Origin of the sequence: Methylohalobius crimeensis 10Ki (genome assembly GCF_000421465.1) — a bacterium.
In the GTDB taxonomy this organism is placed as follows: domain Bacteria; phylum Pseudomonadota; class Gammaproteobacteria; order Methylococcales; family Methylothermaceae; genus Methylohalobius; species Methylohalobius crimeensis.
On the sequence record NZ_ATXB01000002.1, the window covers coordinates 497,528 to 514,213 of the forward strand.

16 protein-coding genes are annotated in these 16,686 nt (G+C 60.5%); 11 read left to right on the forward strand and 5 right to left on the reverse strand.

Annotation, left to right across the window (positions count from 1 at the left end; all coding sequences use genetic code 11):
- Positions 1-8 precede the first annotated feature (8 nt).
- From H035_RS20295 to H035_RS0116095, 3 genes are all read left to right on the forward strand, one after another.
- Complete coding sequence (locus H035_RS20295) at positions 9-1,601, forward strand: choice-of-anchor I family protein (protein WP_022949985.1); 1,593 nt, start codon at positions 9-11, stop codon at positions 1,599-1,601.
- A 134-nt stretch (positions 1,602-1,735) separates the two neighbouring features.
- Positions 1,736-3,058 carry a sulfite oxidase gene (locus H035_RS0116090; RefSeq protein ID WP_022949986.1) on the forward strand — a complete coding sequence of 441 codons (1,323 nt, stop codon included), beginning with the start codon at positions 1,736-1,738 and terminating at the stop codon, positions 3,056-3,058.
- A gap of 19 nt (positions 3,059-3,077) precedes the next feature.
- Entirely contained in the window at positions 3,078-3,452 is a 375-nt protein-coding gene (locus H035_RS0116095) for a hypothetical protein (RefSeq protein WP_022949987.1), read from the forward strand.
- A gap of 14 nt (positions 3,453-3,466) precedes the next feature.
- Here H035_RS0116095 and H035_RS0116100 read toward each other — a convergent pair whose 3' ends face one another.
- Positions 3,467-3,895, reverse strand: coding sequence for a nucleoside deaminase (locus H035_RS0116100; protein WP_235044665.1), 429 nt, complete (start codon positions 3,893-3,895; stop codon positions 3,467-3,469).
- A 75-nt stretch (positions 3,896-3,970) separates the two neighbouring features.
- Positions 3,971-4,312: a zinc ribbon domain-containing protein YjdM gene (locus H035_RS0116105; protein WP_022949989.1), complete on the reverse strand. Its 342-nt coding sequence runs from the start codon at positions 4,310-4,312 to the stop codon at positions 3,971-3,973.
- Positions 4,313-4,554: 242 nt separating this feature from the next.
- Here H035_RS0116105 and H035_RS20300 point away from each other — a divergent pair, with 242 nt between their 5' ends.
- The 5 genes from H035_RS20300 to dhaL are packed head-to-tail and all read left to right on the forward strand — an operon-like array spanning position 4,555 to position 8,906.
- Complete coding sequence (locus H035_RS20300; protein ID WP_022949990.1) at positions 4,555-6,453, forward strand: DEAD/DEAH box helicase; 1,899 nt, start codon at positions 4,555-4,557, stop codon at positions 6,451-6,453.
- 3 nt (positions 6,454-6,456) lie between these two features.
- Complete coding sequence (locus tag H035_RS0116115; protein ID WP_022949991.1) at positions 6,457-6,723, forward strand: AbrB/MazE/SpoVT family DNA-binding domain-containing protein; 267 nt, start codon at positions 6,457-6,459, stop codon at positions 6,721-6,723.
- A gap of 38 nt (positions 6,724-6,761) precedes the next feature.
- The gene (locus H035_RS0116120; protein ID WP_152486087.1) at positions 6,762-7,142 is read left to right on the forward strand and encodes a hypothetical protein; all 381 of its coding nucleotides are present in this window, start codon (positions 6,762-6,764) and stop codon (positions 7,140-7,142) included.
- 44 nt (positions 7,143-7,186) lie between these two features.
- Entirely contained in the window at positions 7,187-8,227 is a 1,041-nt protein-coding gene (locus H035_RS20305) for a sulfite exporter TauE/SafE family protein (protein ID WP_022949993.1), read from the forward strand.
- Between the two features lie 19 nt (positions 8,228-8,246).
- Positions 8,247-8,906: a dihydroxyacetone kinase subunit DhaL gene (dhaL, locus tag H035_RS0116130; protein ID WP_022949994.1), complete on the forward strand. Its 660-nt coding sequence runs from the start codon at positions 8,247-8,249 to the stop codon at positions 8,904-8,906.
- Here dhaL and dhaK read toward each other — a convergent pair.
- Together dhaK and H035_RS0116140 are read right to left on the reverse strand one after the other, a co-directional pair.
- Positions 8,903-9,892 (reverse strand): dihydroxyacetone kinase subunit DhaK, encoded by a 990-nt coding sequence (gene dhaK / locus H035_RS0116135; RefSeq protein ID WP_022949995.1) that lies wholly within the window; start codon positions 9,890-9,892, stop codon positions 8,903-8,905. The two genes, dhaL and dhaK, sit on opposite strands and share 4 nt — an antisense overlap.
- A gap of 32 nt (positions 9,893-9,924) precedes the next feature.
- Positions 9,925-10,785, reverse strand: coding sequence for an HAD-IIA family hydrolase (locus H035_RS0116140; RefSeq protein WP_022949996.1), 861 nt, complete (start codon positions 10,783-10,785; stop codon positions 9,925-9,927).
- A gap of 160 nt (positions 10,786-10,945) precedes the next feature.
- Here H035_RS0116140 and argH point away from each other — a divergent pair, with 160 nt between their 5' ends.
- The 3 genes from argH to H035_RS0116155 all read left to right on the forward strand — a co-directional run bounded on the left by argH (position 10,946) and on the right by H035_RS0116155 (position 15,966).
- Positions 10,946-12,379, forward strand: a complete 1,434-nt coding sequence (gene argH, locus H035_RS20310; protein WP_022949997.1) for an argininosuccinate lyase — start codon at positions 10,946-10,948, stop codon at positions 12,377-12,379.
- A gap of 62 nt (positions 12,380-12,441) precedes the next feature.
- Positions 12,442-13,221, forward strand: a complete 780-nt coding sequence (locus tag H035_RS0116150) for a diguanylate cyclase (protein ID WP_022949998.1) — start codon at positions 12,442-12,444, stop codon at positions 13,219-13,221.
- 3 nt (positions 13,222-13,224) lie between these two features.
- Entirely contained in the window at positions 13,225-15,966 is a 2,742-nt protein-coding gene (locus tag H035_RS0116155; RefSeq protein WP_022949999.1) for a class I adenylate cyclase, read from the forward strand.
- Here H035_RS0116155 and H035_RS0116160 read toward each other — a convergent pair.
- Positions 15,957-16,619: an alpha/beta hydrolase gene (locus H035_RS0116160; protein WP_022950000.1), complete on the reverse strand. Its 663-nt coding sequence runs from the start codon at positions 16,617-16,619 to the stop codon at positions 15,957-15,959. The two genes, H035_RS0116155 and H035_RS0116160, sit on opposite strands and share 10 nt — an antisense overlap.
- Positions 16,620-16,686 lie beyond the last annotated feature (67 nt).

Below are 16,686 nucleotides of genomic sequence, written 5' to 3' on the forward strand. Positions count from 1 at the left end.
AGTCTACCGTGAAAGCCATCAAGCTCGCCCTGGCCGGGATTTTGTTCTCTTCGGCCACCGCCCCTTTCGCCCAGCCCGATCATCCGAGGCCTTTGGAACGTTCCGTCAGTCTGGAGGTTCTGGGCACCTATGCTTCCGGAATCTTCGACGAGGGCGCCGCCGAGATCGTCGCCCACGACCCGCGCAGACAACGATTGTTCGTGGTCAACGCCAACGATGCCACCGTAGACGTATTGGACATGCGCGATCCGGCCAATCCCCTCAAGATCGGCGCGATCGACGCCAAGGACATCGGCGCGTCCGCCAACAGCGTCGCGGTTAAAGGTGACTTGGTGGCGGTCGCCATCGAAAACAACGACAAACAAGCCAATGGGTTCGTCGCCTTTTATCGCGCCGGCAATCTCGAATTATTGAATGTCGTCGAAGTCGGCGCTCTCCCCGACATGGTTACCTTCACGCCCAACGGGCGGCATGTTTTGGTGGCCAATGAAGGCGAGCCCAATGATGATTACACGATCGATCCCGAAGGCTCGGTGAGCATCATCGATATCACTCGAGGCGTCCACCGGGCGACCGTTCAAACCGCCGGATTCGATGCCTTCGATAAAGCCTTCCTGACCGCCGCCGGGGTTCGTGTCTTCGGCCCCGGCGCGAGCGCGGCTCAGGACCTGGAACCCGAGTACATCACCGTTTCCCGCAATTCGCGCACGGCTTGGGTGACGCTGCAGGAAAACAACGCCGTGGCGGTGGTGGACATCAAAAACGCCGAAGTCACCGACATTATGCCGCTGGGCACCAAGGACCACAGTTTGCCCGGCAATGAACTGGACGCCAGCAACGAAGACGACGGCATCCACATCGCCAACTGGCCGGTACGTGGTTTGTATCTGCCCGACGCCATCGCCAGCTATCAAAGCCGCGGCCGCACCTATCTGGTCACCGCCAACGAGGGGGACGCCCGCGACTATGATGGCTTCAGCGAAGAGACGCGCGTCGAGGATCTGAATCTCGACGCTGGCGCATTTCCCGATGCGGCCGAGCTGCAAAAGGAGGAGAACCTCGGCCGGCTGAAGACCACCACGACCCTGGGCGATACCGACGGCGACGGTGACATCGACGAAATATATGCCTATGGCGCCCGCTCCTTCTCGATCTGGGACAGCCAAGGGCATCTCGTGTATGACAGCGGCGCCGATTTCGAACGGATCATCGCCGATCGCCTGCCCGATTCTTTCAACAGCAACAATGACGACAACGACTCGTTCGACTCGCGCAGCGACGACAAGGGGCCGGAGCCGGAGGGCGTCACCATCGGCAAAATTCTCGGCCGCACCTATGCCTTCGTCGGCCTGGAGCGGGTGGGCGGCATCATGGTTTACGACATTACCGACCCGGAAAACGCCCGGTTCCAGGATTACCTCAATCACCGCGACTTTTTAAGTCTCGCCGACGCTCCCAATGCCGGCGATCTCGGCCCCGAAGGGCTGCATTTCATTCCCTGGTATGCCAGCCCCAACCGGCGCCCGCTGCTGGTGGTCGGCAACGAAGTGAGCGGCACCACGACCATTTATCAAATCAACCTGTCGTTTCAAACCCGTTGATAGCTAGCCCATACCGCGCTAACTTGGCCGGCATGATGCCGGCCTTTTTTTATTCGGTTGGAATCGCCCGGCAACCTTCGGTACACTGCCGTCTAACGTCTAGACTGTCTCTGACAAATAAGGAGGAGACGCCCATGAGCAAAGCACGTCGCACCGAACGAGGCATCCACGCCCTCTACGCCGAAGACCCGCAGCGCGCCGACCGCCTGCTTTGGGGCAGGGAATCCGATCCGGTCAGCCGCCGCGGGTTTCTCCGAAAAAGCGCTTTGCTGGCCATGGGGAGCGCGCTGGGCGCCTCCATTCCCTTCGCGAAGTTCATGCCTTCTGGACTGATTCCGGCCGCGCTCGCCGACCGTACCGATCCCTTCAAGATCCCCGGCAAACATCCCGATTTGATCGTTCTCAACGACCGTCCGATCAACGCCGAAACCCCGCCCCATCTGCTCGACGATGCCGTCACCCCCGCCGATAAACTGTTCGTCCGCAACAACGGCATCCCGCCGAGCAGCGTGGACCTGGAGCAATGGCGCCTGGTCATCGACGGTGAATCGGCGCGGCAATCGGTGGAATTTTCGATCGCCGATTTAAAACGAAAGTTTCAGCATCATACCTATCAACTGGTCATCGAATGCGGCGGCAACGGCCGCAGTGAATTCAACCCACCGGTGGGCGGCAACCAATGGACCACCGGCGCGATAGGCTGCCCCGAATGGACCGGGGTGCGGCTGCGCGACGTGCTGGAAGCGGCCGGGATCGAAGACGACGCAGTCTACATCGGCTATTACGGAAAAGACCATCACCTCAGCGGCGATCCGTCCAGAAATCCCATTTCCCGCGGCGTGCCCATGTCCAAGGCGCTGGAAGACGAGACCCTGATCGCCTGGGCCATGAACGGAGAGGATATCCCCGCCCTCCACGGCCATCCCTTGCGGCTGGTCTGCGGCGGCTGGCCGGCCTCCACCAGCGGCAAATGGCTGAGCAAAATCGTGATCCGAAATAAAATCCACGACGGCGCCAAAATGGGCGGCAAATCCTATCGGGTTCCCTGCCAGCCGGTGGCACCGGGCGCCAAAGTGGCCGACGAGGATATGTGCATCATCGAATCCATGCCGGTGAAATCGCTGATCACCTATCCCCGAACCGGCGCCATGCTGAAACAGGGACAGTCCTTGCCCGTGCGAGGCCACGCCTGGGCCGGCGACCTCAAGGTGGAAAAGGTCGAGATCTCCCTCGATTTCGGCGTCCATTGGCGCCCTTGCAATCTTGAAGCGCCGAAGAACCGGCTGGCCTGGCAGCATTGGCAAACCCGCGTCGACTTTCCCGGCCCCGGCTATTACGAAGTCTGGGCGCGGGCCACCGACAGCGAAGGGAACGCCCAACCCATGGTGGTCCCCGGTTGGAATCCCAAGGGCTACCTCAACAACGCCTGCCACCGAATTGCGGTAAAGGTCCTCTAAATCCACCCGGTTTATGACAATGCACACTCATCCCCGTTTTCGCTCGCTTCTCGCCCTGAGCTTGCTGCTTGCCAGCGGTTTTGCTTCGATCGAATCGGCCTCGGCCGAAAGGGGACTGGCCCCCGGCAAAGGCTCCGATCTCGTCCAACGGCATTGCATCCGCTGCCATTCGGAACGCATCATCATTCAACAACGCGCCAGCCGGGAGAACTGGCGGGAAACCATCGAAAGCATGCAGTCCCAAGGGCTGGAACCATTGGATCAGGCAACGGAAAAAGCCATTTTGGATTATCTGGCCCGGCACTATGGCCCGGAAAGCACCACGAGCCGGCGCGCGCCGCTCCAGGTCGAACAATGGTATTTTCTGGAGGAAGAAGGAAGTCGGGAGCAATAAGATGATAAGCAATGCTATTCGGAGCCGATATCCTCCTTCCATAATTCCGGAGAAACCTGAATAAACCGGGACATCAAGTCGATGCATTGCGCCTCCTGCCGCACTTCGACCTGGACGCCCCTCGAGCGCAGCAACTCCTCGTCTCCCAGAAAGGTGGCGTTCTCTCCGATGACGACTTTGGGAATGCCGTAAAGCAGGATCGCCCCCGTGCACATGGAGCAAGGCGACAAGGTCGTGTACAGGGTGCACTCCCGATACACCCTCGCCGGTTGTCGTCCCGCGTTTTCCAGCGCGTCCATTTCGGCGTGTAGCACCGTGCTGCCCTTCTGGACGCGCCGATTGTGCCCACGCCCGATCATCTTGTTCCGATAAACCAAAACGGAGCCGATGGGGATTCCGCCCTCTTCAAAACCCTGTTCCGCCTCTTCGATCGCAGCTTGCATGAATGGATCCATTGAAGTACTCCCCGCTGGCGATGGAATTCGAGTATCCGGCGCAATCCGCGAATGTGCGCCCCATCAGGCTTTCTTCACGAACTCCGATTTCAGACTCATTTTCCCGATTCCGGGAATTTTGCAGTCGATGTCATGGTCGCCTTCGACGAGCCGGATACCTTTGACCTTGGTCCCCACTTTCACCACCGACGAAGAACCTTTGACCTTCAAATCCTTGATGACCGTGACGGTGTCGCCGTCCTGAAGCCAATTTCCATGGGCGTCACGCACCCCGCCCGCTTGCTCTTCGCTTTCCGCCGCCGCATCGATCGCCCATTCATGGGCGCATTCCGGACACACATAGGTGGTACCGTCTTCATAGACATATTCCGAACCGCATTTCGGGCATTTAGGCAAACGACTCATGCTGCTCCTTGTTGCTGATTGGATCACAGTAAGCCAACCGGACGAGGACCGGCCAGCTAATTATAAAAATTCATTATAACCCCACCCGGAATAAATGCTCTGCTGAATCGATGGCGAATCCGCCCTCGCTCCGCTACCACGATGGGATTGAGACGGAATTAGCGGATGAACCCATGCCCCGGGTCGCGCTAAACTAGAATTTGACAGAAGAACGACCAAGGTGTTTGTGGAAACACAATTCCATGGCCAAATTGATTCCCTCACTCAATAGTTGCGTAAGCCGCATGCAGGCGGGAGAAAGGCGCTTCGCCCGGCGCTTGGAATCCCTGCTGGAAGACGACTACCTCTGTTGGTACGAATTGCCGGTGGGTAAACGGCAGCGTTACACCGATTTCATTATTCTCCATCCCTTGCGCGGACTGTTGCTGCTGGAGGTCAAGGACTGGAAGTTGGATACGATCCGGAAGATCGACAAAGCCGCCGTCACGCTGATGACGGCTCAAGGGCTTAAAACCGTCAGCAACCCGCTGGAGCAGGCCCGCCAATGCACCTACCAACTGCTCAAACAATTGGAGAAAGACCCGCAACTGGTGACCCAATCGGGCCGTTATCAAGGCCGCTTGGTTTTTCCCTATGGCTACGGCGTGGTGCTGACCCAAATCACCCGCAAGCAATTCGATTCCACCGACTTGGGCGAGGTGCTGCCGGAGCATTACACCCTCTGCAAGGATGACATGGTGGAAAACATGGATCCGGAGGCTTTCCAGGAGCGCCTGTGGAACATGTTCAACGTTCAGTTTCCCCGGTCCTTGACCCTGCCGCAAATCGACCGCATCCGCTGGCACCTGTATCCCGAGGTGCGCATCCGGTCGGCCGAGCAGGACGATCTGTTTGCCCCTGAAGCCGAAGAAAAACCCCTCGACGCGTTGGTGCCGGTTATCGTCAAAGTCATGGATCTGCAGCAGGAGCAGCTGGCCCGCAGCTTGGGGGAAGGCCACCGGGTCATCCACGGTGTGGCCGGCTCGGGCAAGACGCTGATCCTGGGCTATCGCTGCCTCTACCTGGCCAAGCTATTGAACAAGCCGATTCTGGTACTCTGCTACAACATCACTTTGGCCGCCAGGCTGCGCGAAATGATGGCGGAGCGGGGAATCGACGACAGGGTCAATGTCTATCATTTTCACGATTGGTGCGGCGAACAGCTGCGCACCTATCGCATCGATCGCCCCGCCTCAGGACCGGGCTACTTGGAGCAACTGGTGGAACGGGTGATCGCCGCCGTCGAGCAAGGCAAGATTCCCCAGGCCCAATACGGCGCGGTGATGATCGACGAGGGACACGACTTCGATCCGGAATGGTTGAAATTGGTGGTCGGCATGGTCGATCCGGGGACGAACTCCCTCCTGCTGCTGTACGACGACGCCCAATCCATCTACAGCAAGAAAAACACCCTCGACTTCAGCCTCTCCAGCGTGGGCGTTCAAGCGCGGGGCCGAACCACCATCCTCAAACTCAACTACCGGAATACCGAGGAGATCCTCGATTTCGCCTATCGCTTCGCCAGTCGCTACTTCAGCCCCGACGAGCCGGACGAGGATCACGTTCCCGTGGTGGAACCGCAATCGGCGGGGCGCCACGGACCGCCTCCGGTCATCAAAACCTTTAAAAATTACGCTCAGGAAGCGCACTATATCGCCCGAATCCTGCATAAATTGCGCGCCGAACAAAATATACCCTGGCAGGATATGTGCGTGACCTACCGCAGTCATTGGATGGGTGAAAAATTGCAGCAAGCTTTTCAGGCGGAAGGCGTTCCCTGCCATTGGCTGGGAAACGGCAAGGCCAAAAAGCAATTCAAAACGGCCACCGACAGCGTCAAGCTGATGACGATGCACAGCAGCAAGGGGCTGGAGTTTCCCGTCGTCGCCATCTCCGGCATCGGCTTTATGCCTGCGGAGGGAGCCGACCCCATCGCGGAAGCCAAGCTCCTCTACGTAGCCATGACCCGTTCCACCGAAAAGCTGCTATTGACCAGTCACCGGGAGACGGAGTTTCTCCGTCAGTTGAGAGAAACAACCTCGTCCTTTCCCGGTAACGAATCAGCTGATAGGCTGGCTTCCAAACCATCGGGCACGAATTAAAACATGACGACCGACGAATCACGCAGCGAAGTCCATATAGACATCGAGGGAAGGGTGGTAGTCCCGACACACTTGCTTCGGGCATTGAACCTGAAACCGGGTGACCGATTGATGGTTCGCAAGGTAGGCGACAGCTTCATGTTCGAGCGGCGCGAGACCATCGAGAATCGACTGTGGAAGATGTTTTCTCAAATTCCCAAAGGGATTAGCATGGTGGACGAGCTGATAGCCGAACGGCGCGCCGAAGCTTGGCATGAGGTTGCGGAATGAAGCAAATGCCGAAACTTTCAAACAAGGAAAACAAACCCATGAAAAAACTCATTTCTTTCTTGCTCCTCTGTTTTCCCGTCGGGATTTATGCGCAACCGGGCATGAGCCAAGCCGACATGCAGCAGATGATGCAGCAGGCGCAGAAGATGCAGGCTTGCATGGCCGAGATCGACCAAGCCGCTCTGGATCGGTTTGCCGACGAGGCCCGGGCCGTGGAGCGGGAAATCAAGACCCTGTGCCGGGCCGGCCGGCGGGAACAGGCGCAAGATCGCGCCCTGGAATTCGGCCGTTCGGTCGAAAGCAACGCGGAGATGAAAAAGATGCGCCAATGCAGCGCCACGATGGCGAACATGATGCCAAAATTCGACTTCCCTACCCCCGAGGAAATGAAGCAGCGCCACGTCTGCGATCAATATTGATGCCGTAACCCTTAGCGGAGGCCGGCGGCATCGCGCTCTCAGTCATGGCGTCTCTGAAATCCTTCGCCTTCAGCCTGGTGGTGGCCGCAAGCGTATGGATCGGCTGGTACCGCTTGGGAGGCGGCGCCCCCCTTTTCGCGAATTTGCTGGAACATTGGCAAATCGCCCTCACCATGGTGTTCGGCTCCTTCATCGCCGGCGCCACCAGCGAAGGGGGCGGCGCGGTCGCCTTTCCGGTGCTGACCAAGGTATTGAGCGTTTCCCCCGTGGACGCCAGGGTGTTTTCCCTGGCCATCCAAAGCGTCGGAATGACCGCCGCCGCGCTGGTGATTCTGGCGATGAAAATTCGGCTGGAATGGCGCGTCATCCGCTGGGCTAGCGCGGGGGGCGCGGGGGGAATCGCCATGGGCAGCGCCCTCATCGCCCCCCAGTTGCCGCCGGCGGTGACCAAAATCATCTTTACGGTGATGGTCGCCAGTTTCGCCTTCGTTCTATGGGCATTGAATCGGCATTTCCCCGCTCGCCACCAGAAGCTTCCGGTGTTCGGGCACAAGGAAAAAGGCATCCTCCTGACGACCGGTTTTCTCGGCGGAGTCATGAGCGGACTGGTGGGCAATGGCATCGATATCGTCGTATTTTCCCTGATCGTCCTCTTGTTCAGGGTCTGCGAGAAAGTGGCCACCCCCACCTCGGTGGTGTTGATGGCGATCAATGCTCTGGTAGGGTTCGCGTTCCAACTGACCTTTCTCGGCGGACTTTCCCAGGAAGTGAAAGCCTATTGGCTGGCGGCGATTCCGGTCGTGGTGGTGGGCGCGCCGGCGGGAGCGATGCTGTGCTCTCTTTTGAATCGCACGATCATCGTCCGGGTGCTTTTGGCGCTGATCGCCGTGGAGGGGGTCAGCACGCTGCTATTGATTCCCATGAACCTGCCGGTCATTGCCGGCGGTTCGGTTTCCCTGGCCGGATTTCTCGCCCTATACGTCCTGATGTATCGCTGCCAAACCTACCTGCCCCCGGATATACGCACGCCGGCGACCGCTGGACACTTCCGCGCCGGCCGCGCTATGCTCGGGGCCGAAGAATAACTACGACAAGGAGTGCCCCATGCCTTTGACGCCCGCCATTCTGCCGGATCTGATTCGAGCCGCCGCCGAGGCCATCGACGCCCACGCCGAGGAAGTCACCGCCCTCGACCAGACGCTCGGGGACGGCGATCACGTCACCAACCTGCAGCGCGGCCTCAAAGCCCTGACCGCCAAAAGCGACGAACTGACGCAGATAAGCGATTGGAGCAATGCCTTTCAAACAATCGGCATGACGGTGATGTCCAGCGTCGGCGGCGCTTCCGGTTCCTTGTACGGGACGCTGTTCGTCGCCCTGGCCAAAGCCTATAGGGGCGACCGGCCGGTCGCCCCTACTCCCTTGACGCTGGCAGCGTTCGCCGGCGCGTTCAACGAAGCGGTGGCGGCGGTGCAAAAGCGCGGCAAGACGGAGGTGGGGGAAAAAACCATGGTGGATACCTTGGTGCCGGTAGCCAATGCGCTGACCGCCGGGGCGCAGGGAGGCGAACCCTCGACGGACGCGGCGGAAAAGGTCAAACAAGCGGCGGTGGCGGGCATGGAATCGACCCGCGACCTCCTCGCCACCAAGGGCCGAGCTTCTTATTTGGGGGAACGCACCCGTGGCATCGTGGATGCCGGCGCCCGCACCAGTCAGCTGATGATCTGCGCCATCACCGACGCCCTAACCGGCCAAACGACCTAACACCCCCAACGCAATCCCGGCGTGTGGACCGGCGCGTCCCACAGCCGGGTCAGCTCGTCCTCGAGCAGGGTCAAGCTGATGGAGCAGCCGGCCATATCCAAGGCGGTGGTGTAGTTGCCCACCAGGGAGCGGCGAATATCCAAGCCGTGCTGTTTCCAGAAATCGTAGGCCAGCTCGTAGACCAGATAAAGTTCCATCAAGGTGGTCGCGCCCAGGCCGTTGACGTGAAGCAGCACCGGCTGGCCCTTGCTCAAGGGGAGTTCATCCTCGATCGCCTCGCCCATCCGCTTGACGATTTCGGTGGCGCTGCTGAAATCCATGAGTTCGCGACCGTGCTCGCCGTGGATGCCGACCCCCAGTTCGACCTTGTCCGCCGGCAAGGTGAAGGTGGGGCCGCCCAGGGCCGGCACGTTGCAACCGGACAAGGCCACGCCGAAGGTGGCGGTCCGCTCGGCCACCCGATCCCCCAGGGCTTTCAAGGCGGCCAGATCGGCCCCCTCCTCGGCCGCCGCACCCACGATCTTTTCCACCATCAGGGTTCCCGCCACGCCGCGTCGACCGATGTCGTGTTCCTTGGGCAAGGAAATATCGTCCTGAACCAACACCGTTTCGACGGGGCATTCGAGCATCTCGGCGGCCATCTCGAAATTCATCACGTCGCCGGCATAATTCTTGACGATGAACAGCACGCCCCCGCCATTCTCCACAGCCTGGGCGGCGGCGAGCATCTGATCCGGACCGGGCGAGGTGAAAATCTGGCCGGGACAGGCGGCATCCAGCATCCCCCGGCCGACGTAACCGCTATGCAAGGGCTCGTGCCCGGAGCCGCCGCCGGAAATCACCGCCACCTTGCCGGCATTTCCGGGCTGCTTGCGTTTGATGAAGCAGGGTTCGGGGTTGACTTCCACCAGGTCCGCATGGGCCTTGGCAAAGCCGCGCAGGCTTTCGTCGAGCAGGGAATCAACATGGTTGATGAATTTTTTCATCGGGTTTCTCCTTGCAGCTGATAGCTGCCCATTCAATCCAATTCCATCCGTCCCTGCAACACTTTCGTGACCGCCTCGATATCCGCCAATACCCAGTCCGGCCGGTACTCGGCCCGCTTCAGGTCCGCCTCGGTGGATACCCCGGTCAATACCAATAAACTGCGGATGCCGGCTCGGACCGCGCCCAAGATATCGGTTTCGAGCCGATCCCCGATGGCCACCACCGCATGGGGTTCGACGCCCAATCGGCCCAAGGCCTGGCGATACATGATCGGTTCCGGTTTGCCGATGATGCTCGGGGTGAGGCCGGTGGCCGCGATCAAGGCCGCCAGAATGGCGCCGGTGCCGTGGGTGAACCCCAGCTCCATGGGCAGGGTGGTATCGGCGTTGGTGCCGATGAAGCGGGCGCCGGCGTTGAGATTCAAGGTGGCGGTGGCGAGTTTGTCCCAGGTCAGGGTCTCGTCTTTTCCCACCACCACGATATCCGCGCGCCAGTCGTCGGTTTCCTTGTGCCATCCGGTCAGGATGAAACCCGCCTCCGCCAGGGGTTGACGAAGCCCCTCCTCGCCCAGGACACAGACCTTGGTCGCCCCCGGATCGTGGTGCTCGGCCAGATAGCGGGCGGTGGCGATGCCGGAGGTCAAAATTTCCTCCGCGCGCACTTCCACGCCCATCCGGGCAAGCTTGGCCACGTAATTGCGGGGGGTGGAACTGGCGTTGTTGGTCGCCAGAATGAACGGCATTCCCGCCCCCCGCAGCGTCCGGAAGAACTCCCGGATGCCGGGCATCGGCTCGCTGCCTCGCCAAAGCACGCCGTCCATATCGACGATCAGGGCGCGGGCGTTGTGGAGCGGCACGTCGGTGTGGGTTTGTTTCACGAATAGGGTTCCCATGGCAATTCGGATGACCGCGAGTATAAACGTTCCCGCAAGATCTTGTCTAAACCGACCCGAAAGATGGGAAATTAAGCACCGATGCCTCTCTCCGTCACCCACCGGACAGAGCATAAGCTATAATAAGTTATTTCCTCTGATCCTTTCACCACCCATCGATATGACAGAAAACGACTCGAAGAGCTGCGGAGCAGAAAAACCCTGGGGCGGTCGTTTCGAGCAACCCACCGACCGATTCGTCGAAGAATTCACCGCTTCGGTGGACTTCGACAAGCGCCTGGCCCCCTACGATATCCAAGGCTCCATCGCCCATGCCCGAATGCTCCAAAAGATCGGCGTCCTCACCCAGGCCGAACGGGATGCGATCGTATCCGGCCTGGAGCAGATTCTGGCAGAGATCCAGCGGGAGGAATTCAGCTGGTCGGTGACCCTGGAAGACGTCCACATGAACATCGAGGCCCGCCTGACCCGGCTCGTCGGCGAGGCCGGCAAGAAACTTCACACCGGGCGATCCCGCAACGACCAGGTGGCTACCGACATTCGCTTGTGGCTGCGCGATGAAATCGGCCGGCTTCTGGGCGAGCTCGGTCGGCTTCAGAATGCTTTATTAGACTTGGCCGAACGCGAAGCCGACACCATCATGCCCGGTTTCACTCATCTTCAGGTGGCCCAGCCGATTACCTTCGGCCATCACCTCATGGCCTGGTTCGAAATGCTCCAGCGCGACCGCGAGCGACTGCTCGACTGTCGCCGCCGGGTCAACGTCATGCCCCTGGGAGCCGCGGCGATGGCCGGCACTTCCTTTCCCATCGACCGGGCTTACACCGCCGAACTTTTGGGATTCGAGCGTCCCGCTTCCAATTCCCTCGATGCGGTCTCGGATCGGGATTTCGCGATTGAATTTTGCGCCTGCGCGGCGTTGATCATGACGCACCTGTCGCGCTTCTCCGAGGAATTGGTGCTGTGGACCTCGGCCCAGTTCGATTTCCTGGAGCTGCCGGACGCCTTCTGCACCGGCTCGTCGATCATGCCCCAGAAGAAAAATCCGGACGTCCCGGAACTGGTGCGCGGCAAAACCGGCCGCGTCAACGGCCACCTGATGGGGCTTTTGACCTTGATGAAAGCCCAACCCCTGGCCTACAACAAGGACAACCAGGAGGACAAGGAACCCCTGTTCGACACGGTGGACACCCTGTTAAACAGCCTGCGCGCCTTCGCCGACATGGTCCCCCATATTCAAGCCAAGCCCGACCGGATGCGGCAAGCGGCGAGCCAGGGGTTCGCCACCGCCACCGATCTGGCCGATTACCTGGTCCGCCGCGGGGTCCCCTTTCGCGATGCCCACGAAATCGTCGGTCAAGCGGTCCGCCTGGCCCTGCAGCAAGGCTGCGACTTGGCCGATCTGCCCTTGGACCGACTCCAAACCCTGTCGGATAAAATCGAGGCGGACGTCTATCGGATTCTGACCTTGGAAGGCTCGGTCGCTTCCCGCGCCCACCACGGCGGCACCGCCCCCGGGCAGGTCAAAAAAGCGATCGAGGAAGGCCGCGCCCTGCTCCGACCATCGAAAACGCATGGCGCGGAAACCAAATGACCAATATTTGTACATTTGTGCCATACTTTCACTGATATCGCATCGGTTCAGGGGATTTGATCATGATCGCAACCTTAGACGACCTCTCGGTGGCGCTGGACCAAGCCCCGTGGGGGGTGCTGATTCTTCGGCAAGGACGCATCGCTTGGATCAACGAGACCCTGGCGGCGCTGACCGGACAAGCCAAATCCGACTTCATCGGCCGGCGGCTGCCGGAAACCGCCCTCGGTCAGGAGCGAAACGCGTTGGTAACCCTCCCCGGCTCCGACGGTCCTCGCCGACTTCGATCCCATCGGATCGAACCTTATCAGAGCGGGGAAGTCGTCTACTATCAGGACGTGACCGAACACCTCGAGCTCCAGGAAGCCGCCGAAGCGCTGCACCGGCGCCTGCAAACCATAGAAACCATCGATCCGGTCACCCGCCTTAAAAACCGGCGTGCGATCCTCCAGGAATTGGACCGGCAGATCAGCCGCAGCCGCCGTTATCATAACCCCCTTTCCGTGATCCGTCTGACCCTGGAAATGGACGGCGAGGCGGAAGCACGCCGGAAACAAATGGAATCCGTCGGTCAGGCGATCAAGGACAATCTGCGCTGGGCGGATGACGTGGGTGTCCTCGACGAGCGCACTTTTTTGTTGTTGCTCCCGGAAACTTTGGAGGAGGACGCCAAGGAATTGGCGGGCAAGTTTTTGGACGACCGTGCCGCTTTCCGACTCGATGAGGGCAAGGGAAAATTCCGCCACGGCGTCACCGCCTGGCAACAGGGCGACGATCTGCGCAAAATGCTCAAGCGGGTGGAGCAAGACCAAGAAATCAATCTCAGCGCCTTGCTTTCCTGACCCTTGCCTCTTCGCACCCACCGCGCCATCCGCCTGGACCCTCCCGGCGGCGAAATCAGCCGCAAGGATCTCAACACTCTGATTCGTCGCTTCCTGCACCTCCACCGCCAACGCCTGCAGTATTTGCATGCCTGGCTCACCCCGCGGCAACGCGACTGCCTGGAAATCCTGCCTCTGCTGCTGCACTGCAACCATCCCGCCCTGCCCGGCTACGGTAGCGGACAGGCACCGGCCGGAGTCAGCGATTACCGCCCGTCCAGCGCCGCGCGTCAGGCGGCCAGGCGGCTCGCCTCCGGCTTCGACTACCGTCGCCGGGGAACCCTCGACCCGCCGATCCTCGGCCTCTTTTTGATGGGCAGCATCGGCAGCGTGGCCTACTCGGACGACAGCGACCTGGACATCTGGGTCTGTCACCGCTCCGACCTAGATTCAGCCGAGCTGGACGAATTGCAGAACAAATGCGGACTCATTGAAAGCTGGGCCGCCGAGCATGGACTGGAGATCCATTTTTTTCCAATCGACCCGGAGCGCTTCCGACAAGGCCGGCTGGACCCCCTCTCACCCACCAGCTCGGGCACCACCCAACACAATCTACTGCTGGAAGAGTTCTATCGCACCGCGGTATGGCTGGCCGGACGCAAATTGCTGTGGTGGCTGGTACCGCCGCAACAGGAACATGATTACCGGGAATACGCCGACTACCTGCTCCATCGGCGCTTCGTCGACGCCGAATCGGTCATCGACCTGGGCGGACTGGACCGGGTACCCGCGGCTGAATTCATCAGCGCGGGACTCTGGCATTTGTACAAGGCCCTCGACTCTCCCTACAAAGCCCTCCTCAAGCTCCAGCTTCTACTCGATTACGCCACCGCCTATCCCCGTCCCCGGTGGTTGGCAGCGTCGATCAAGTCGGCCGTCTATGCCGGCCGGCTGGACTCCGAACCGATCGATCCCTATCTTTGTCTCTACCGGCAAGTCGAGCAATACCTGCTGACCCAGGATCAACCCACCTTCCTTCCCTTGATCCGCCGCTGTTTTTATATCAAGACCCGCTCGGCATTGCAGCGACCGGCGCACCGCGCTCAATTGACAGCGCTGTTTCAAAGCTGGGGCTGGGATCCCCGCTTTCCACTCAAAGAGGGCGAAAACCGTCTGCAACGCATCGAGCAGGCGGAAGTCGAATGGCGAACCCTGAACCAAACCTTGGAAAGCAACTATCAACTGATCAGCCGTCTCGCCTCTCGCCACAATCCTGTTCCAGGACGGGAACAAGAAGAGCTGCGGCTGCTGGGACGCAAACTCCGGGCGGCCCTGGAAAAGCGCCCCGATAAAGTGGACGTGGTGCAGCTGGTGCCCGAAGGGGGACTGCCGGAAGCGGCGTTCGCCTTAAATCGGGAACAAACCGCGGACGGCGGATGGCAATGGCGGCTGTACCGCGGCCGCCCTCCGAATTATCATCCCCAACCCCTCCATCAAGCCCGCCATCTGCTCCAGGTGATCGCCTGGGCCCAGGTGAATGGCGTCAGCCCTCCCGCCAGCCAATGGACGCCGCTCCCCGGCCCCTTACCTTTGGATACCGCCGAATTGCGCTTTCTCAACCACACCGCGCGCCGCTATCTGGCCCATCGCTGGGAGCCGCCCCTGGACGCTTATCGCCGGCCGGCGCGCCTTTTAACCGCCGCCCTGTTCGTCAATATCAACGCCCCCGCCCGACCCCGGCGGAGCGGATTCGAAATCGCCAGCGAGCGCTTCGATCCCTTGGGCTACGGCGCCAAGCGCCATGTCTTGATCCACAACGCGGAAGTTCTCACCCGCAACAGCTGGGGAGAAATCCAGGTCCACCGCTATGAAGGCCTGCCAGGGCTGCTCGACTGTTTCTGCCGTCTTTACGAGCAAGGCGGTCCGGAAACCGAGTTCCGAGTTCACTGCTTCGCCTCCCGTACCATCGCTCTGCGCGTAGACGGATTGTATCGGGATCTAAAGCATGCCTTGCAGCAAACGCCGAAAAACTGGTTTGTGCTCCACGGAGGCAACCGGTTCTATTTGATCCGCTCCCGGGACCATCGACTGAATTGGGTGCAGTGCGACGACGAGGCGTCCTTGCTGGACACTTTGGGACAGCACCGGACCGACTTTTCGTCGGTTTCGTTCGACGCCCAAACCCTGACTCACTCGCCGCTCCCATTCCTGTATCGCCACAACCGTCAGGGAAAGGTGCAATTGTTTCTCCGGCCGCGCGGCGGAGGGGTGGAAGTCTGGATACTCGACGAGCGCGGCGCCTTGTATAAGCAGGATTACGCGGCCCCCGCCAAGGTGGTTTGGCAGCGTTACGCCGCCTTGTTCTCCGCGTTGGACCGACGCTATCCGGGGAGCGGCGATGTGGAATCCGCCTGGCTGGACGGAACGGAAGGAAAATGGCGGTTACGAACCCTGGACCTCCTACCGCCCTCGGCGCCCTCGATCGAGGTCCAAGTCTATGCCGAGGAAATCCCCGACGCTTCCCCTCGCTATACCCTGGTCTGCAACGGGCGCGAATTTTCTTCCCGGGACTTGGGGGAGGCGGTCTTCAGCGAAACGGCGCGTTATATCCGCAAGCTCCGCCTCAGCGGCACCGAATATCCCTGCTACGTAAGCGACATCGACGTACCGCTTAGGGTACTCGGCCTCTCCCATCCCGCCCGCTTCCATACCGTCCGCGTGCTTGCCTACAAACGCCAGGTGGAGCATTTGCTCAATCAAGCGTAGCCTAGCCGTGCCGACAACCAACGGCGCAAAATGGCGATTTCCTCGGCGCAGACCGAATGGGGCATGGAAAACACATGCCATTCCACCGGATAGCCTTTCCGCACCAATTGCAGCCGACTTCGTTCGGCCACCGGTAGGGGCACCACCGTATCCTGGCTTCCGTGCATCATCAAGATGGGAGGGAACGCGTCGCCACCGACTTCCGGCAACGCTCCCGGCAGCGCCACATAGGTGGACAAAGCCACGATGCCGGCGACGGAAGGATGACGGCGGACGCCCGTTTCCAAAGCGATCACCCCGCCCTGGGAGAAGCCGGCCAAAACGATTCGCCCCGGATCGATGCCGGCGGCGATCTGATCGTCGATTAAAACGTCGATCAAATCCCGGGAATCATCGATGCCGGTCTCATCCACTTGCCCCTGCAAATCCGGTGAAAAGATGTCATACCAGGCCCGCATCTCCATGCCGCCGTTGATGGTGACCGGCCGGGTGGGGGCATGGGGGAATACGTAACGGATCGCCCCGGGCAGCCGCAGCTCGTAGGCGATCGGCTCGAAATCGTATCCGTCGGCGCCCAAGCCGTGCAGCCAAAGAATGCAGGCATCGGGTTCCGGGCCGGTCTCCAGCACCACCGCATCGAGTCGTTCAGTCACACCCCACTCCTTGCAATCCGGTTGACGCTCCCGAATAGGCGCGGTAAAACGGTCTGCGACCGGAAAA